General features: G+C 46.3%; 17 protein-coding genes. 14 read left to right on the top strand and 3 right to left on the bottom strand.

The window, feature by feature from the left end; translation table 11 throughout:
* Nucleotides 1-136: 136 nt before the first annotated feature.
* From pspA to EK374_RS12905, 14 genes are all read left to right on the top strand, one after another.
* Entirely contained in the window at nt 137-805 is a 669-nt protein-coding gene (gene pspA, locus EK374_RS12970; RefSeq protein ID WP_127024279.1) for a phage shock protein PspA, read from the top strand.
* Nucleotides 806-830: 25 nt separating this feature from the next.
* Nucleotides 831-1067: an envelope stress response membrane protein PspB gene (gene pspB / locus EK374_RS12965; protein ID WP_127024275.1), complete on the top strand. Its 237-nt coding sequence runs from the start codon at nt 831-833 to the stop codon at nt 1065-1067.
* Nucleotides 1060-1470 (top strand): envelope stress response membrane protein PspC, encoded by a 411-nt coding sequence (gene pspC, locus EK374_RS12960; RefSeq protein ID WP_127024272.1) that lies wholly within the window; start codon nt 1060-1062, stop codon nt 1468-1470. The genes pspB and pspC overlap by 8 nt, the downstream gene beginning before the upstream one ends.
* A gap of 57 nt (nt 1471-1527) precedes the next feature.
* Entirely contained in the window at nt 1528-2907 is a 1380-nt protein-coding gene (locus EK374_RS12955; protein WP_127024269.1) for a YcjX family GTP-binding protein, read from the top strand.
* The gene (locus EK374_RS12950; RefSeq protein WP_233280249.1) at nt 2904-3917 is read left to right on the top strand and encodes a TIGR01620 family protein; all 1014 of its coding nucleotides are present in this window, start codon (nt 2904-2906) and stop codon (nt 3915-3917) included. Before EK374_RS12955 ends, EK374_RS12950 begins: the two co-directional genes overlap by 4 nt.
* 141 nt (nt 3918-4058) lie before the next feature.
* Nucleotides 4059-5261, top strand: a complete 1203-nt coding sequence (gene megL / locus EK374_RS12945) for a methionine gamma-lyase (protein ID WP_127024266.1) — start codon at nt 4059-4061, stop codon at nt 5259-5261.
* 151 nt (nt 5262-5412) lie between these two features.
* Complete coding sequence (gene phhA / locus EK374_RS12940; RefSeq protein WP_127024263.1) at nt 5413-6213, top strand: phenylalanine 4-monooxygenase; 801 nt, start codon at nt 5413-5415, stop codon at nt 6211-6213.
* Between the two features lie 27 nt (nt 6214-6240).
* The gene (locus EK374_RS12935; RefSeq protein WP_008898269.1) at nt 6241-6582 is read left to right on the top strand and encodes a 4a-hydroxytetrahydrobiopterin dehydratase; all 342 of its coding nucleotides are present in this window, start codon (nt 6241-6243) and stop codon (nt 6580-6582) included.
* Nucleotides 6583-6790: 208 nt separating this feature from the next.
* Entirely contained in the window at nt 6791-8353 is a 1563-nt protein-coding gene (gene tyrR / locus EK374_RS12930; protein WP_127024260.1) for a transcriptional regulator TyrR, read from the top strand.
* Nucleotides 8354-8571: 218 nt separating this feature from the next.
* Nucleotides 8572-9636, top strand: coding sequence for a 4-hydroxyphenylpyruvate dioxygenase (gene hppD, locus EK374_RS12925; protein WP_127024257.1), 1065 nt, complete (start codon nt 8572-8574; stop codon nt 9634-9636).
* 2 nt (nt 9637-9638) lie between these two features.
* On the top strand, nt 9639-10781 hold the full coding sequence (locus EK374_RS12920; RefSeq protein ID WP_127024254.1) for a homogentisate 1,2-dioxygenase: 1143 nt from the start codon (nt 9639-9641) through the stop codon (nt 10779-10781).
* A 9-nt stretch (nt 10782-10790) separates the two neighbouring features.
* Nucleotides 10791-11807 (top strand): fumarylacetoacetate hydrolase family protein, encoded by a 1017-nt coding sequence (locus EK374_RS12915; protein WP_127024250.1) that lies wholly within the window; start codon nt 10791-10793, stop codon nt 11805-11807.
* An 84-nt stretch (nt 11808-11891) separates the two neighbouring features.
* Nucleotides 11892-12530 carry a maleylacetoacetate isomerase gene (gene maiA, locus EK374_RS12910; RefSeq protein WP_127024247.1) on the top strand — a complete coding sequence of 213 codons (639 nt, stop codon included), beginning with the start codon at nt 11892-11894 and terminating at the stop codon, nt 12528-12530.
* Between the two features lie 60 nt (nt 12531-12590).
* The gene (locus tag EK374_RS12905) at nt 12591-12794 is read left to right on the top strand and encodes a hypothetical protein (protein WP_127024244.1); all 204 of its coding nucleotides are present in this window, start codon (nt 12591-12593) and stop codon (nt 12792-12794) included.
* Between the two features lie 17 nt (nt 12795-12811).
* Here EK374_RS12905 and EK374_RS12900 read toward each other — a convergent pair whose 3' ends face one another.
* The 3 genes from EK374_RS12900 to gloB all read right to left on the bottom strand — a co-directional run bounded on the left by EK374_RS12900 (nt 12812) and on the right by gloB (nt 15728).
* Nucleotides 12812-13300: a hypothetical protein gene (locus EK374_RS12900; RefSeq protein ID WP_127024241.1), complete on the bottom strand. Its 489-nt coding sequence runs from the start codon at nt 13298-13300 to the stop codon at nt 12812-12814.
* A 35-nt stretch (nt 13301-13335) separates the two neighbouring features.
* Nucleotides 13336-14904, bottom strand: coding sequence for a lytic transglycosylase (locus EK374_RS12895; protein ID WP_127024239.1), 1569 nt, complete (start codon nt 14902-14904; stop codon nt 13336-13338).
* 68 nt (nt 14905-14972) lie between these two features.
* Nucleotides 14973-15728, bottom strand: coding sequence for a hydroxyacylglutathione hydrolase (gene gloB / locus EK374_RS12890; RefSeq protein ID WP_127024236.1), 756 nt, complete (start codon nt 15726-15728; stop codon nt 14973-14975).
* Between the last annotated feature and the right edge of the window lie 6 nt (nt 15729-15734).

The following is a 15734-nucleotide window of genomic DNA, read 5'->3' as shown; positions in this document are numbered from 1 at the left end:
AACGTGAGCTTGGCATAGTCTTTTCGTGGAATAAATAAAATGCATATAAAACAAAGATTTAAAATAGTTTGGCAAGTTGGCAAGAAACCTGAATAGGTAATAGCGAATCCAACAAGTCATTTAGAGGTAAAATAGTATGGGTATCTTCTCTCGCTTTTCAGATATCGTAAACTCCAACATCAATGCTTTATTAGATAAAGCAGAAGATCCGGAAAAAATGGTCCGCCTGATTATTCAGGAAATGGAAGACACTTTAGTTGAAGTACGTTCTACCTCAGCTAAAACCATTGCAGAGAAAAAAGAACTGCAACGTGTAGTGGCTAAATTAGAAGCTGAAGTGGCTGATTGGCAAGCTAAAGCTGAACTGGCTTTAAGCAAAGAACGTGAAGACTTAGCTCGTGCTGCGCTGGTGGAGCGTCAAAAAGCGGCTGACCAGGCTGCGGCAGTAGCCGCCGACATCACTCATTTAGATGAGCATGTCAGCAAGTTACAGGATGAAGTAGGTCAGCTGCAGGATAAATTAGCAGATGCCAAGGCCCGTCAGAAAGCTATGCTGATGCGCCAGAAAACTGTGTCATCCCGTTTGGACGTAAAGCGCACTTTAGACAGCAACCGTTTAAACGATGCCATGTACAAGTTTGAACGTTATGAGCAAAAAATCGATTCGCTGGAAGCTCAGGTTGAATCGTACGATTTAGGTAAAAAGACCTTAAAAGATGAGTTTGCAGAACTTGCCTCATCTGACAAAATCGATAACGAACTGGCTGAATTAAAAGCTAAAATGTCTAAAAAAGATAACGCCTGATTATCAGGCGTTGTAGGAGCTAAAGATGGAAATTACTGAGGTCATTGGTGTACCACTCATTGTATTCATGATTTTTGTGGCGCCACTGTGGGTGTTCATGCACTACAGAAGCAAAAACAAAATTGGTGAAGGTTTGGGTGACAGTGAACTGGCTCAACTGAATGAGTTATCTCATCGCGCTGAAAAAATGGCGGACCGCATCAAAACGCTGGAAGCGATTTTAGATGCAGAGTCACCGAAGTGGAGAGAGAAACATGACTAAAATACGCAAAGAGCTGTTGCGGGATGACCGCAACGGCAAACTGGCCGGGGTCTGTGCAGGTATTGCAGACTACTTCGGTTGGGAAGTGTGGTTAGTACGGTTGATTGTGGTCACTTCGGTATTGTTAGGCTTAGGTGGTTTGTTACCTGTTTTGTACGTTGCAGCCTGGTTTATTCTTGAAAAGAAATCAGTGCATGAATCGAAAAAAGGCCTGACTGAACCGTCTTACGATGAGCGCCCTGTGGAAGTAAAAACCAGGGTATGGCAACGCGGTGAAGTACCAAAGTCGGCCTTACACCATCTGGTCAATCAGTTTAATAGTCTGGAACTGCGATTACGCGACATGGAAACTCATGTCACCTCAGCTAAGTTTCAACTAAACAGAGAAATCAGCAAGTTATAGTCGAAGTAGGGAATAAGTTTATCGACCCGTCGAATAGACGCCATATAGGAACACTGCATGGATTGGTTAAAAAAGGCGCGCTGGCATTCAGAACAACTGACAAAGCGCACCTTTCACCGTCAGCTCAGATTGGGTGTTACTGGCTTAAGTGGCGCAGGAAAAACTGCGCTGTTAACAGCGATAGTGCACCAGCTAACCCAAAGCCACTCTTCACATTTACCCTTTTTTTCCGTGATGCAAAAACGCTGGTTAGGCTGTCGCATTGATGATAATCAATTGCCGCAACTGCCACGTTTTGCGTTTGAAAAAAATTTAAGTTACCTGCAGCAACAACCGGTCTGCTGGCCCCCTTCTACTGTGGGCTGGAGTCAGTTGACCTTAGCTTTGCGTTATCAACCAGAATCCAGCTTAAGGGCGCGTTTTCAGCATTATCAGGAAACCGAACTGGTGCTGGTGGATTATCCGGGGGAGTGGCTGCTGGATTTGCCAATGCTGCAACAAAGTTATCAGCAGTGGTGTGAACAAAGCTGGTTGCTGTTTGCCCAATCACACCGAATTGCCACAGCAGAAAGCTTTAAGCAGCGACTACAAGCCGTTGATTTAAATGATGTGTCAGTGCTTTCTGTACAGGAACTGTGCAGTGATTACAGCACTTTACTGCAGCAGTTTCGTGACGTGGCGGGTGCTTATTTAAATCAGCCGGGTCGGTTATTGGTACCCGGTGAATTTGCCGGCACACCTTTACTGCAGCTCTTGCCTTTGTTACCAGAGCAATTGGCACAGGGAGGTGCTTTGGTGGACTTGATGCAAAAGCATTTTGTCAGTTACCAAAGCAAAGTGATCGAGCCTTTTTACCGTCAATACTTTTCTGGCTTAGACCGTCAGGTGGTGTTGGTTGATATTTTGGGAGCACTGAATGCCGGTGAATCAGCGCTTTTAGAGCTGAAACAAAGTTTGTTGCTAATTTTACAAAGTTTTGATTATGGCCCTGAACACTGGCTGCGACGTATTTTTAAACCACGGATCAGTAAAGTCTTATTCGCGGTTAGTAAAGCTGATCATGTCACACCGGATCAACATCAGGCGCTGACACTGTTATTGCAGCAGTTGCTGTTGCAGCATCTGCAGAGCGTAAAGTTCCAGCTTTGCCCTTATGAAGTGATGGCGATAGCTGCGATTAAAGCCAGTGAAGCTGGTTTTGTGAAACTCAATGGGGCACAGCAGCCCTGTTTACGAGGCTTAAGCGCACAAACAGGAGAGGCGCTGACCTATTATCCTGGAGATGTGCCGCGTTATTGGCCGGATCATCAGCTTTTTACCGAACATCATTTTGAATTTCAGTCCCTTGCGCCTTTGCCATGGCCTAAACAGCACGTACTGGGGCATATCCGTCTGGATCATCTGCTGGAGTACCTGTTAGGAGATAAACTGACATGACAGATTTAAAACAAGCCAAAAGCTTTAAAGAGGCCGATTTTATTGGCTCTGATACGGTTTCAGAACTGCCTATGACGAAAGCTCAACAATTTGCGCAGGCAGATTTTGTGGCTGAACCACAGCTCGAACCAGAACCAGCAAAACCTAAGCCGGTGTCGGCGCTAATGTGGGCCGGGATCAGTAGTGTTGCGCTGTTAGTGGCTGTGGCTTTGTACAGCGCTGTGACTACCATCCAGCAGGCTTTTATAGCGCCAGGTATCAGTACTGTGCTGGAAGCCTTGTTTTGTGCCGCTTTATTAACTTTAGGCAGCTTGTTGCTCGCGCGGGAATGGCGCTTATGGCGACGTTTAGCCAAAACCAGGACCTGGCAGCAGGCCCATCAACGTATTCATGCCAGTATTCAGTACGGTGAAGCCGAACAGCTCTGTCTGGACATCGCCGCCGTATTACCTGAATCAACAAAGCAAGATGTGGCAGACTGGAAAGCGCAAAAACAAGCAGAACACAGTGATCAGGAACTGCTGGATTTGTTTGAACTTAAAGTATTGAGTAAAGCCGATGCAAAAGTGCGTCAGCAAATTCATCAGGCCTCGGCCGACGCCGCCATGGCTGTTGCCGTCAGTCCTTTTGCGCTGGCTGATATGCTGCTGGTGATGTGGCGCACCAGTATATTGTTGCGTCAAATGGCTGAAAGTTATGGTGCTTCTTTGGGGCAGTTGCGCAGTTTGATCCTGATTAAACACTTATTCGCTGCTTTGTTATGGGCAGGCAGTTCGGAGCTGGCGCTTGATCTAGGCTCAGATGTGCTGGGGGCTGAACTGACCAGCAAATTATCGATGCGGGCAGGGCAGGGCTTAATTGCAGGTATGCTGGTGGCGCGTTTAGGTTTAGCTGCACAGCAATTGCTACGTCCTTTGCCATTGGCGAAAAGCCAGAAACTAAGTTTGCTGGATTTAAGCAAAGCCTTAGTGCGGCGTTTGCTCGGTAAGGCAGCTCCTTTGTCAACTTAACGCTACATCTCCTGTTGTTTCTACTCAAACTGACGGTGCTGCTTCAGACCGTCAGATGTCTATATGCCTTGTCGCTGCCTGACCTGCTCGGTATAAAAAACTCATAAAAAATAAAACAATAGTCACAACAGGTGTTTTTTTATGAGTAAGCAGTACAGTCATCCTGATACGGTATGTATCCATGCCGGAAAAACCGGGTTAAACCCCCATGGCGCTTTGGCCACCCCTTTGTATCAGACCTCCACTTTTGTCTTTGACAGCGCCGAACAAGGTGCTGCCCGTTTTGCCGGTGAAGAGCCAGGTTATATTTACACTCGTTTGGGGAATCCGACCACAAGAGAGCTGGAGCTGAAAGTTGCAGCTTTGGAAGGCATGGAAGATGCCGCTGCAACGGCCACTGGTATGGGCGCTGTAGCAGCCGCTACTATGGCCTTTTTGCAACAAGGCGATCATCTGATTGCCAGCAAAGCCATTTATGGTTGTAGTTTTGCGCTGTTTAATCATCAGTTTTCCCGCTATGGCATAGAGGTCAGTTTTGTGGATATGACGGACCACAACGCCATCAAACAAGCGCTTAAACCTAATACCAAAATGCTTTTTGCAGAAACACCCATTAACCCGACTTTGACTGTGCTGGATTTAGATTTTATTGGCCAGTTTGCCAAACAGCACCAATTGATTTCTGTGATCGACAACACCTTCCTGACGCCTTTACTGCAAAAGCCGGCTGATTACGGCGTAGACCTTATTTTGCATAGCGCAACCAAGTACCTGAACGGCCATGGTGATGTGGTGGCAGGTATTATTGTCGGCAGCACTGAGCGCATTACTCAAATTAAACTGACTACCCTAAAAGATATGGGCGCAACCATCAGCCCCCATGATGCCTGGCTAATTATCCGTGGTTTAAAAACCTTGTCGGTGCGGATGGAGCGGCATTGCCAGAATGCGCAAAAAGTAGCGGAATTCCTTGAAGCTCACCCGGCGATAGGCCAGGTCTATTACCCGGGGTTAAAGTCTCATCCGGGTTATAAATTTATCGGCAAACAAATGAAAGCTGCCGGTGGGGTAGTGGCCTTTGAGCTCAACGGTAGTCTGGATGATGGTCGTTATTTTATTAATCAATGCAAATTGTTCAGTCTTGCGGTCAGCCTTGGCGATGCCGAGTCGCTTATTCAGCATCCTGCTTCTATGACTCATAGTCCCTATAGCGCCGAAGAGCGACAGATGGCAGGTATCAGCGATGGCTTAATCCGCATTTCTGTTGGGCTTGAGCATGTTGAAGATATTATTGCGGATCTGACGCAGGCACTGACTCTGATGCAGCAACGTCAGCATAGCTAAGGCTTTGTTGTAACCATAGCTTTACAAAAACAACAGAGTTGACGTTCACGTCAACTCAACCATGGGTTAACAGCTGTTGTCCAATCCTCTAGTATCGGCCGCAACTAAAAGGTTGATAAAACCACTATAAATAGAAAGACAACAGGGTTCTATGAGCAAATCAAGTAAATACGTATCGCACCAGTCGGATGAAGATGGTTTTATTCACTGGTCGGCCGACGAAAATAAAATTTGGTCTGAGTTAATGCAGCGTCAGTTGTCCTGCATTGAAGGTAAGGCCTGTGATGAATATCTGGATGGATTGAAAAAGCTCAATTTGCCACTGGACCGTATTCCACAGCTGGCAGAAATTAATGCGGTGTTAGAGCCAGGCACGGGCTGGAAAGTCACGGAAGTACCAGCACTTATTAGTTTTGACCGCTTTTTTCAGCTATTGGCCAATAAAGAGTTTCCAGTCGCTACTTTTATCCGCAGCAGGGAAGAGTTTGATTACCTGCAGGAACCTGATGTATTCCATGAAATATTTGGTCATTGCGCCATGCTGACTCATCCGGCTTTTGCTGAGTTTACCCACACTTACGGCAAACTGGGCTTAGCGGCCAGCAAGGAAGACCGTGTATACCTGGCTCGTTTGTACTGGTTTACCATCGAATTTGGTTTATTAAACAGTAAAGATGGCTTGCGCATTTATGGCGGCGGTATTTTGTCCTCACCTGGTGAAACACAATACGCTATCGGCTCTGACGTGCCAGAGCGTAAAGCTTTTGATGTGGTTGACGTGCTGCGTACGCCTTACCGTATCGACATTATGCAGCCGGTGTATTTTATGATTAATTCGATTAACGATTTATTTGATGTATCCCAATTGGATTTGATGGCTATGGTACAACAAGCCAAAACCTTGGGTTTACATGCTGCTAAATTTCCGCCTAAAGAAAAAAAGGCAGGCTAAGCCTAGCCTATAACAGAGAACACTCTAATGTCTGAATTAAAACAAGCGAAATGTGAAGCCTGCCGTGCTGATGCACCTAAGGTATCGGATGAAGAATTAGCCCAGTTGATGCACCAGATCCCGGACTGGACCCCAGTGGCCCGCGATGGCATTTTACAACTGGAGCGTGAGTTCAAATTTAAGAACTTTAAGCTGGCATGGGCTTTTCATCAGAAAGTGGCGCAGTTGGCTGAAGATGAAGGCCACCACCCAGCCTTGTTGCTGGAATGGGGCAAGCTGACAGTAACCTGGTGGTCGCATTCGATTAAAGGCCTGCATAAAAACGATTTTATCTGCGCTGCTAAAACTGACGCTTTGTTAGTTTCTTAATACCCGCTGTTGGAGGGGATGGGCTTGTCCCATCCCGTCTTATCCGTAACACAGATCCCTAAAGGTTCGATCCCTGCCATTGGTAACTACCCATGCCTTGCAAATAGTGCAAAGGGTTGTGCATATTTCTTTACAAATAATACTGGTCTGCCCGAGCCTCTTTACCGTATGATTAATGCTAAGCACAGGCTTGAGGTGGTTTTGTATCATGAGGTTAGAAATTCATTGCCAGGACCGACTGGGTATTACCCAGGAAGTGTTAAATATCCTGGTCAGTTATCAGCTGGATTTACGTGGTATCGAAGTGGATCCGGCGCAAGGCAGGATTTTTGTATCCTTCCCGACCGTCGAGTTTGAAAAATTTCAGGAGCTGATGGCAAAAATCCGCCGTATTCCTGGTGTTGACGATGTCAAAACCACTGCTTTTATGCCATCTGAGCGGGAACACAACGAACTAAGCACTTTATTACGCACTTTGCCTGACGGCATTATTGCGATAGACACCCGTGCTAACGTCACCATTATTAATGAAGCAGCGCTTGAAGCCTTGTCTATGGAACGCAATGCCATTGAAGGACAGTCGCTGACCGCTATGGTCAAAGGTTTTAACTTAAGCCGCTGGCTGGAAAGTGATGATGTACTGGCCCAAACCCGCCGGGTAGAAATTCAGAACAAACGTTTTATTGCAGATCTATTGCCTGTGGTTGTGCCGGATGATTCTGGCAAAGATATTCTGGCTGGTGCCGTACTGAACCTGAAATCTGAAAGTCGTTTAGGCGAGCAGATGGTGGTGTTTAAAAAAGGCGATCAGGAGAGTTTTAACAACTTACATGCCCACAGCAATTTAATGCGCAAAGTGGTGCGTGAAGCCAAAAAAATGGCCCAGCTGGATGCTCCTATTTTGATTATGGGCGAAACCGGCACGGGTAAAGAAGTACTGGCCCGTGCTTGTCATGCGGCCAGCAGCAGAACAGGCAAACCTTTTTTGGCAGTCAACGTTGCTGCAATGCCTGATTTAGTAGCTGAGTCTGAGCTTTTTGGTCATGGCCCCAATGCATTCCCTGGTGCCAGCGAAGCGAAAAAAGGCATTTTTGAGCAGGCCAATAAAGGCACTGTGTTTCTCGATGAAGTAGGCGAGATGTCGCGTGAGCTGCAAACTAAGCTGATTCGCTTTTTGCAGGATGGCAGTTTCCGCCGTGTCGGCGATGAAAACGAAGTCAAAGTCGACGTACGGGTGATTTGTACCACGCAAAAAGATTTGCCCGCCATGGTGCAGGAAGGCAAATTCCGTGAAGATTTGTTCTACCGGTTAAATGTGCTGACACTTAACCTGCCGCCACTACGTGAGCGTAAACAGGATGTTGTGCCTTTGGCTGAGTTTTTCATTGCCCGCTTTGCTGCCCGTTTAGGCCGCAAAGCTCCGAAAATGACCGACTCCTGCGCGCATTTTCTGCAACATTACCCTTGGCCTGGCAATGTGCGCCAGTTAGAAAATGCCTTGTACCGCGCTGTTACTTTGCTCGAAGGCTACGAACTGGATAAAGAGCATATGCAGCTGCCAAGTTACACCAGTGACTTTGGTTATCTGGAAAAAGACTTTGACGGCACTTTAGACGAAGCGGTGCGAAATTTTGAAGCGGATTTACTGCGAAAACTCTATCCGGCTTATCCAAGTTCGCGCCAATTAGCGAAAAAACTTGGTTTAAGTCACACAGCAGTGGCGAATAAATTGCGTGAATATGGCATTAACCGCAAGAGCGTAAAAATTTAGATACGCTTTGTGTGATTTGCTCTACAAATGGAAGGCTCTAAAGCTGGTTTTAGGGCCTTTTTGGTTCTTATTTAAGCAAAAATGCGTTTTTGTCAGTTAATCTGTACAAAATCGAGCTTTTATCGCTTTTTTGCCATCCGTTGACCCTCTCTTCCATTTTTTTCCGGCAAGCGCAAGATAAGCACAAACTTGCCTTATTTTTGTCTGGAGACACTCTTATGTTTGACCCTATTAACCCTTTGGGCACCGATGGTTTTGAATTTGTTGAATATACTGCGGCGACAGAGCAGGGCATTGCAGACCTGAAACAACTGTTTAAGTCGTTAGGTTTTACTGAAGTGGCCAAACACCGCTCTAAAGACGCCTGGTTATACAAACAAGGTGATGTGAATTTTATTGTGAACGGTCAGCCAAATTCTCAGGCTGAACAATTTGCTGCCGAACATGGCCCAAGCGTCTGTGCTATGGCCTTTCGTGTCAAAGATGCTGCCGAAGCATTAAAGCATGCTGTAGCCAATGGCGCTAAAGCCTATCAGAATCAGGTAGGCCCTATGGAGCTGAATATTCCTGCTGTGTATGGCATTGGTAGCAGCCTGCTGTATTTTGTCGATCGTTATGGTCAGAATTCTGTTTACGACGTGGATTTCAAATTCCATGACAACTGGCAGGCTGAAATGGAAAAAAACCAGGTCGGTTTAGAAGTCATCGATCACCTGACGCACAACGTCCGTCGTGGCAATATGGCTCTGTGGGCTGGTTTTTATGAGCGTATCGGTAACTTCCGTGAAATCCGTTATTTTGATATCGAAGGCAAGCTGACAGGTCTGGTCTCTAAAGCGATGACGGCACCTTGTGGCAAAATCCGTATTCCAATCAACGAATCTTCTGATGATAAATCTCAGATTGAAGAATTTATCCGTGAATACAAAGGTGAAGGCATCCAGCATATAGCTCTGACAACAGAGGATATTTACGAAACAGTCCGCACTTTGCGTCAACGCGGCATGGACTTTATGCCAACCCCAGATACCTACTACGAACGTGTGAATGCCAGGGTTGAAGGCCATACGGAAGATCTGGACCAGTTGAAAGAGTTACGTATTCTGATCGACGGTGCACCAATGAAGGACGGTATTTTATTGCAGATCTTCACCCAAACTGTGATTGGCCCTGTATTCTTTGAAATCATTCAGCGTAAAGGCAATGAAGGTTTTGGCGAAGGTAACTTCAAAGCCCTGTTTGAATCCATTGAAGAAGATCAAATCCGTCGTGGAGTGATTTAACTATGCGTAAATGGGCGTCTTTTCCGCTAAAAGAAGGTGAAGTTTCCCGTCAGGCTCATGCTGATTTTCCAGACAGGGGCATTTATGAACGTGAAGTGGGCCGCAGTGGCTTTTTTGGCCCAGCGACCCATTTCCACCACACTCATGCGCCGACAGGCTGGAGTGATTGGGAAGGGCCATTAAAGCCCCGTTTGTATAACTTTAACAACATAGCCGGTAATCAAAACGTATCGCCATGGCAAGTGCCAACCTTGCTGCACAATGCATACTGTAAAATGCGTACCTGGCGCTTAACAGAGTCGATGGATTATCTGGTTCGTAATGCTGACGGTGACGAGTTGTTGTTTGTGCACGAAGGTTCGGCCGAGCTTTATTGTGACTATGGTCATTTAACCTTGCGCGATGGTGATTATGTGGTGATCCCACGTTCCACCATGTGGCGGTTAGAAGTGACAGAACCCTTGTTTTTGTTGATGATTGAAGCAACTAATGACTCGTTCCAATTGCCGGAAAAAGGTCTGGTTGGCAATCATGCGATTTTTGATGCGGCTATGATCGACACACCAAAAATTGATGATGCCTTTAAGGCTCAATACAGCGAACAGCAGAGCAGGGTGCAGGTGAAACGTCACGATCAGGTCTCGCAAATCACTTACCCCTACAATCCATTGGATGCTATTGGCTGGCACGGTGATTTGGCGGTGATGCGGATTAACTGGCGTGATATCCGGCCTTTGATGAGCCACAGATATCACTTACCGCCTTCAGCTCATACGACCTTTGTTGCACAGCGTTTTGTGGTTTGTACTTTTGTACCTCGCCCGATTGAAAGCGATCCGGGCGCGCTTAAAGTACCGTTTTACCATAACAATGATGATTACGACGAAGTGCTGTTTTACCATGCAGGCGATTTCTTCAGCCGCGACAATATTGAACGTGGCATGGTGACTTTTCACCCTGCAGGTTTTACCCATGGCCCGCATCCTAAAGCCTTTGCGGCAGGTCGTGAGTACAAAAAGAAATTTACCGACGAAGTGGCTGTGATGCTGGATACCCGCGATGCACTTTATGTGGGCGACGCGGCGTTAGCCACTGAAAACCCGGACTATGTGAATAGCTGGAAAATCAAACCGGCCGCTCTGTAAGGACTAAAAATGAAGTTAGCAAGTTTAAAAAATGGCCAGCGTGATGGCCAGTTAGTGGTGGTCAGCCGTGATTTATCCCGTTGTATGGCAGTGCCAGCTATTGCGGCCACTATGCAACAGGCGTTAGACCACTGGTCGGTAACGGCTCCTCAGTTAGCTGAAGTCTATCAGGCGCTGAACAGTGGCACTGTGCACGGCGAACAAGCCTTTGAGCAGAACCAGTGCGAATCGCCTTTACCACGGGCTTATCAATGGGCGGATGGAAGTGCTTATGTTAATCACGTTGAGCTGGTGCGCCGTGCCCGTAATTCTGAAATGCCTCCAAGCTTCTGGACTGATCCTTTAATGTATCAGGGCGGCTCGGATGATTTTATTGGTCCACGCGATCAGATTGATGTGGTCAGTGAAGACTACGGCATTGACTTTGAAGGTGAAGTCGCAGTGATCACTGACGACGTGCCTATGGCCATCAGCGCAGAAGATGCCAGGCATAAAATCCGTCTGGTGATGCTGGTGAACGACGTATCGTTACGGGGTTTAATTCCAAATGAACTGGCGAAGGGCTTTGGTTTCTTTCAATCAAAACCTGCGTCAGCTTTTAGCCCTGTCGCTGTGACACCGGATGAATTAGGCGCTGATTGGCAGGACGCTAAGCTGCACTTGCCTTTAGTGTCACATTTAAACGGTAAGCTGTTTGGCAAACCTAATGCCGGTGTCGATATGACCTTTGATTTTGGTCAGTTGGTTGCTCATGCGGCTAAAACCCGTAACTTAGGTGCTGGCGCAGTGATAGGCTCTGGTACTGTGTCGAATAAACAAGGCACCGACTATGGCACTTCGATTGATGAAGGTGGTTTGGGCTACAGCTGCATCGCTGAAATCCGTATGATTGAAACCATACGTGATGGCGCACCTAAAACCTCTTTTATGAAGTTTGGTGATAGCATTCGCATTGAAATGCTGGATAAAGCTGGCCAATCTATCTTTGGTGCTATTGAGCAAAAAGTCGTGAAATACGGCGCTTAATTTAGTTAGTTTAAAAAGGCCAGTCGCTTGACCTTAAAAGGGCCGACTGGCTTTTTTGTATCTGCTTCAAATGGATATTCAATAATGAAATTACATGGTTATTGGCGCTCAAGTGCCGCCTACAGAGTGCGTATTGCATTGAATTTAAAAGGCTTACAGCCAGAACATTGTCCTGTGCATCTGATCAATAATGGCGGAGAGCAGCACAGTGCCGGTTATCAGCTGCTAAATCCATCAGAACTGGTGCCTACGCTTGAAGATGGCGAGTTGTGTTTGAATCAATCTCTGGCCATTATTCAGTATCTGGAAGACCAATACCCGCAGCAGCCTTTATACCCTGCAGCTGCCGCATTGAAGGCCAATGTAATGGCTTTTGCGTTGGATATAGCCTGCGACATTCATCCATTAAATAACCTGCGGGTGCTGCAGTATCTGACTGGGCAGCTGGCATTGTCTGAAGCTCAAAAAATGCAGTGGATTAAACACTGGCTGGCAACAGGTTTTAGTGCGCTGGAAAAAAGGTTGCAGTTAACGGCAGGGCGTTATTGCTTTGGCGATACCATCACTGTGGCCGATCTGTGTTTAGTGCCACAAGTCTATAACGCCTTGCGCTTTCAACTGGATATGACGGATTATCCATTAATCAGCACTATTTATCAGCGCTGCAACGAACTGGATGCGTTTCAAAAAGCTGCGCCAGAGCAACAACCTGATGCGGTTTAAGTCGCATCAGTCTGGCGTTTTTGCTAATCTGGTGCAAGTTAAAGCAGTAGGATCTAAAGTATGTTGAAGCTGCCCAAAAAGCCTGTCAATGCTGTGTTTTTTTATGTAGGAACTTTGGGGTTACTCACTCAGGTACTGGTGAGTTTCTACTTGCTGACTCAAGGCCGGACCATGGACTGGCACTGGTGGTTTCACTGGCTGGCACCAACGCTTTGTTTAGTCTGGGGCATTGTTCCCAGGCTACAGTTACAAAAAGAACAATAGTTTACAGCTGTGAATGTTTAACGTCCGGGTGTAAACATACCTTCTATACGTATTTCACTGACCCCGTCTTTGTGAAAGTAAAACTTGATTTGCGCCATATTCTTGTGGAAAAAATACGGTGTATTGTCAAACATCAACACATAACCACCACGTGCTTTGTCTTTGTATTTTGGGTCGGTGTTTTTACGCAATTTAAAGCTGTGTTTGCCAAGCGACCATTCAAATCCCTGCAGAGGTTTATTGACCCAGTCTGTTACCCAAATTTGTTCGTCCTGATGCAATACCACAGCAAGAGTATATTTATCAGGCAATTCAGCAACTTCAACTTCCTGAATACCAGCTTGAAATACTCCTGTACCATTTTGTTGTTTAAAGGAAAAACCAAATTGCAGGCTCTGTTTGGTCCCATCCAGCAATACAAGTTGGCCTTGCCCAGGCACAGTAAAATAGGCCCATGTGCCAGGCACCCATAACAAAAAGAGCAACATCAGGCTCGTTTTAACCATACAACACCTCAACCTCCATTTGCGACTTCAGCCTGTCAGCTCGCCAGATACAAGGTGAGTTCTTGCCCAGGCTGTAAGTACTTATTTGCTTTAATATTATTCCATTTCACGATATCAGCAACCTTTACGTTAAATCGTTGCGCAATGCTGGCTAAAGAGTCGCCAGGTTTCACTTTGTAGGTCATAGTTTTTGCTACAGCGTTTGCTTGTTGCTCTGACATTTTATAGTAAGTGAGTTTCTGGCCAGGCTTTAACTGCGTTTTAGCGTTCAGTTTGTTCCATTTTTTTAGCTGTTCACTACTGACCTTAAGTTTTTGGCTGATCTCCCAAACACTATCACCACTTTTGACTGTATAAGTTTGAGCGCCTGAGGTGGTTTTTTTGTCTGAACTTGCGACTACAGAAGGTTCTGCCGGCTTTGCCAAGCCCGGAATAATCAGCTGTTGGCCTATTTTTAACTGACTATTACTTAACTGATTGGCTTGCTGTATGGCTTTGACTGAAGTTTTGTGCGCGGCTGCAATCTTACTTAAGCTATCACCGGATTTCACTTTATAACGGCCGGTTGACGCAACAGGAGCTACTTTGACTTTAGGCAAGGCTGCCAACTGCTGGTCTATGTCTTCGGCACTGCCAAAAGGCACGACTAACTGATAACTGGCACTTGGTACTGTGGTGCTTTTAAAGCCTGGATTGAGGCGTCTAATTTCAGCCACACTGATATCTAACAGATCCGCCGCTTTGTTTAAATCCAAACCTCTGTTGATTTGGATCACTTTGGTTTGTGGCTGGTTGGCAAGAACAGGCATAGGAATAGCGTACTTTTCAGTATTTTTCAGCAGTTCCGCCAGCGCCAGTAATTTGGGAATATAGCTGGTATTTTGTTTGGGCAGATTCAAGGACCAAAAGTCGGTTGGTTTTCCTCTGTATCTATTGCGCTCAATGGCTTTAAAAACACGGCCTTCACCTGCATTAAAAGCAGCAACTGCACTGAGCCAATCCTGATCAACATTGCTGTATAGATACTGCAGATAGTCCATAGCTGCGCGGCTGGATTCAATTACATCACGGCGACCGTCATACCAGGCGTTTTGCTTTAAGCCAAAATTGCGGCCTGTACCAGCACTAAATTGCCATATACCCAGCACTCCTGAAAAGGAACCTGCTTTAGGGTTATAGGTACTTTCAACTATAGGCAGCAGCGCCAGTTCAAGCGGCATATTGCGCCGTTCGAGCTCGGTGACGATGTGATACAAAAAAGGCGCTGCGTTTTCGGAAGCTGTTTTCAACAATTTTTGATTACGGATAAAAAACCGCTTTTGGCTTTCTATATCGTCATTATCCGGCACAGTTAAGGTCATTTGGTCAGCGACACGTTGCCATAAATTATCGTACTGCGCCAACTTCGCGTCGGGGTGCAACGGAGAGTTATGTTTCAGTAGGGCATTGGCGACCTGTTGTGCTGTTGCGGCTTTATCCTGGATAGGAGCATCTGACGTTTCATATTGTCCATCAGCAGAACCTGCTGTTTTATGCTGTGAGGTTGGAACGGCACAACTGGCCAGTAGTGCAGCCGCTACCGCGACAGATAATTTTTTCAGCATTCGCTTTTTCCAAAATCAAAAAATCCGCCTTATGTTACCTGCTCAGCCTTCAAAAGCAAGGTTGCAAATCAAAATCGATCTTTGGCGGATCGTAATGCGGTGAATAGATCCACTGCATTGTGTTGTTGCCAGCGGTGTTGCAAACCGACATCTTCAGCCCTTAAAAATGGGTTAACTTGTCGTTGCATAGCAAGAGGTGTTGGCAGGGTAGGTCGCTGCTGTTCTCTTTGCTGTTGACACCAGTGTTGGTAGTCGGCCAATACTGTATTGTCTGGATCTGCCCAGCGGGCAAATTCCAGATTGGCCAACGTATATTCGTGGGTGGCGTAAATTAAAGTTTGGTCCGGTAACGTCAGAATACGTGACAGGCTCTGCCACATCTGCGCTGCGGTGCCTTCAAATAAACGACCACAACCTGCATTAAACAACGTATCACCACAAAACAGAACAGGCGCTGAATAGTAGGCTATATGACCTAAGGTATGACCAGGAAGTTGCATCACCTGAAAAGTTAAATTGAAATCGACCAGTTCAACCTGATCCTGGTCCTTTAACCAGATATCTGCATAAGGGATTTTGTCTTGTTCTAAAGCTGGCGCGTACACTCGAACATCAGGCCAGCGTTGTTTTAGCTCTTTAATGCCACCGGTATGATCCGGATGATGATGAGTGATCAGGATCACAGCTAATTGCAGTTGCTGTTGTTGCAGATAGTGCTGGACTACTGTGGCATCACCTGGATCCACGATCAAGGCCAACTTTGCTTGGCGCAGGCACCAAATGTAGTTATCCTTAAATGCCGCTATGGCGGTTATATCTGGCATAAATAA

It is taken from the genome of Rheinheimera mangrovi, assembly GCF_003990335.1.
Classification (GTDB): Bacteria; Pseudomonadota; Gammaproteobacteria; order Enterobacterales; family Alteromonadaceae; genus Pararheinheimera; species Pararheinheimera mangrovi.
Note: the sequence above shows the minus strand (reverse complement) of the source record. Positions and strands in the feature narration are given on the sequence as shown.

Excerpts from the sequence above, each read along its gene's own strand:
- hppD (WP_127024257.1), top strand. The coding sequence starts at position 8,572 with ATGTTTGACCCTATTAACCCTTTGGGCACCGATGGTTTTGAATTTGTT.
- EK374_RS12905 (WP_127024244.1), top strand. The coding sequence starts at position 12,591 with ATGTTGAAGCTGCCCAAAAAGCCTGTCAATGCTGTGTTTTTTTATGTA.
- megL (WP_127024266.1), top strand. The coding sequence starts at position 4,059 with ATGAGTAAGCAGTACAGTCATCCTGATACGGTATGTATCCATGCCGGA.
- EK374_RS12920 (WP_127024254.1), top strand. The coding sequence starts at position 9,639 with ATGCGTAAATGGGCGTCTTTTCCGCTAAAAGAAGGTGAAGTTTCCCGT.
- gloB (WP_127024236.1), bottom strand. The coding sequence starts at position 15,728 with ATGCCAGATATAACCGCCATAGCGGCATTTAAGGATAACTACATTTGG.
- EK374_RS12915 (WP_127024250.1), top strand. The coding sequence starts at position 10,791 with ATGAAGTTAGCAAGTTTAAAAAATGGCCAGCGTGATGGCCAGTTAGTG.
- EK374_RS12955 (WP_127024269.1), top strand. The coding sequence starts at position 1,528 with ATGGATTGGTTAAAAAAGGCGCGCTGGCATTCAGAACAACTGACAAAG.
- pspC (WP_127024272.1), top strand. The coding sequence starts at position 1,060 with ATGACTAAAATACGCAAAGAGCTGTTGCGGGATGACCGCAACGGCAAA.
- phhA (WP_127024263.1), top strand. The coding sequence starts at position 5,413 with ATGAGCAAATCAAGTAAATACGTATCGCACCAGTCGGATGAAGATGGT.
- EK374_RS12935 (WP_008898269.1), top strand. The coding sequence starts at position 6,241 with ATGTCTGAATTAAAACAAGCGAAATGTGAAGCCTGCCGTGCTGATGCA.
- EK374_RS12900 (WP_127024241.1), bottom strand. The coding sequence starts at position 13,300 with ATGGTTAAAACGAGCCTGATGTTGCTCTTTTTGTTATGGGTGCCTGGC.
- EK374_RS12895 (WP_127024239.1), bottom strand. The coding sequence starts at position 14,904 with ATGCTGAAAAAATTATCTGTCGCGGTAGCGGCTGCACTACTGGCCAGT.
- tyrR (WP_127024260.1), top strand. The coding sequence starts at position 6,791 with ATGAGGTTAGAAATTCATTGCCAGGACCGACTGGGTATTACCCAGGAA.
- pspA (WP_127024279.1), top strand. The coding sequence starts at position 137 with ATGGGTATCTTCTCTCGCTTTTCAGATATCGTAAACTCCAACATCAAT.
- pspB (WP_127024275.1), top strand. The coding sequence starts at position 831 with ATGGAAATTACTGAGGTCATTGGTGTACCACTCATTGTATTCATGATT.
- maiA (WP_127024247.1), top strand. The coding sequence starts at position 11,892 with ATGAAATTACATGGTTATTGGCGCTCAAGTGCCGCCTACAGAGTGCGT.
- EK374_RS12950 (WP_233280249.1), top strand. The coding sequence starts at position 2,904 with ATGACAGATTTAAAACAAGCCAAAAGCTTTAAAGAGGCCGATTTTATT.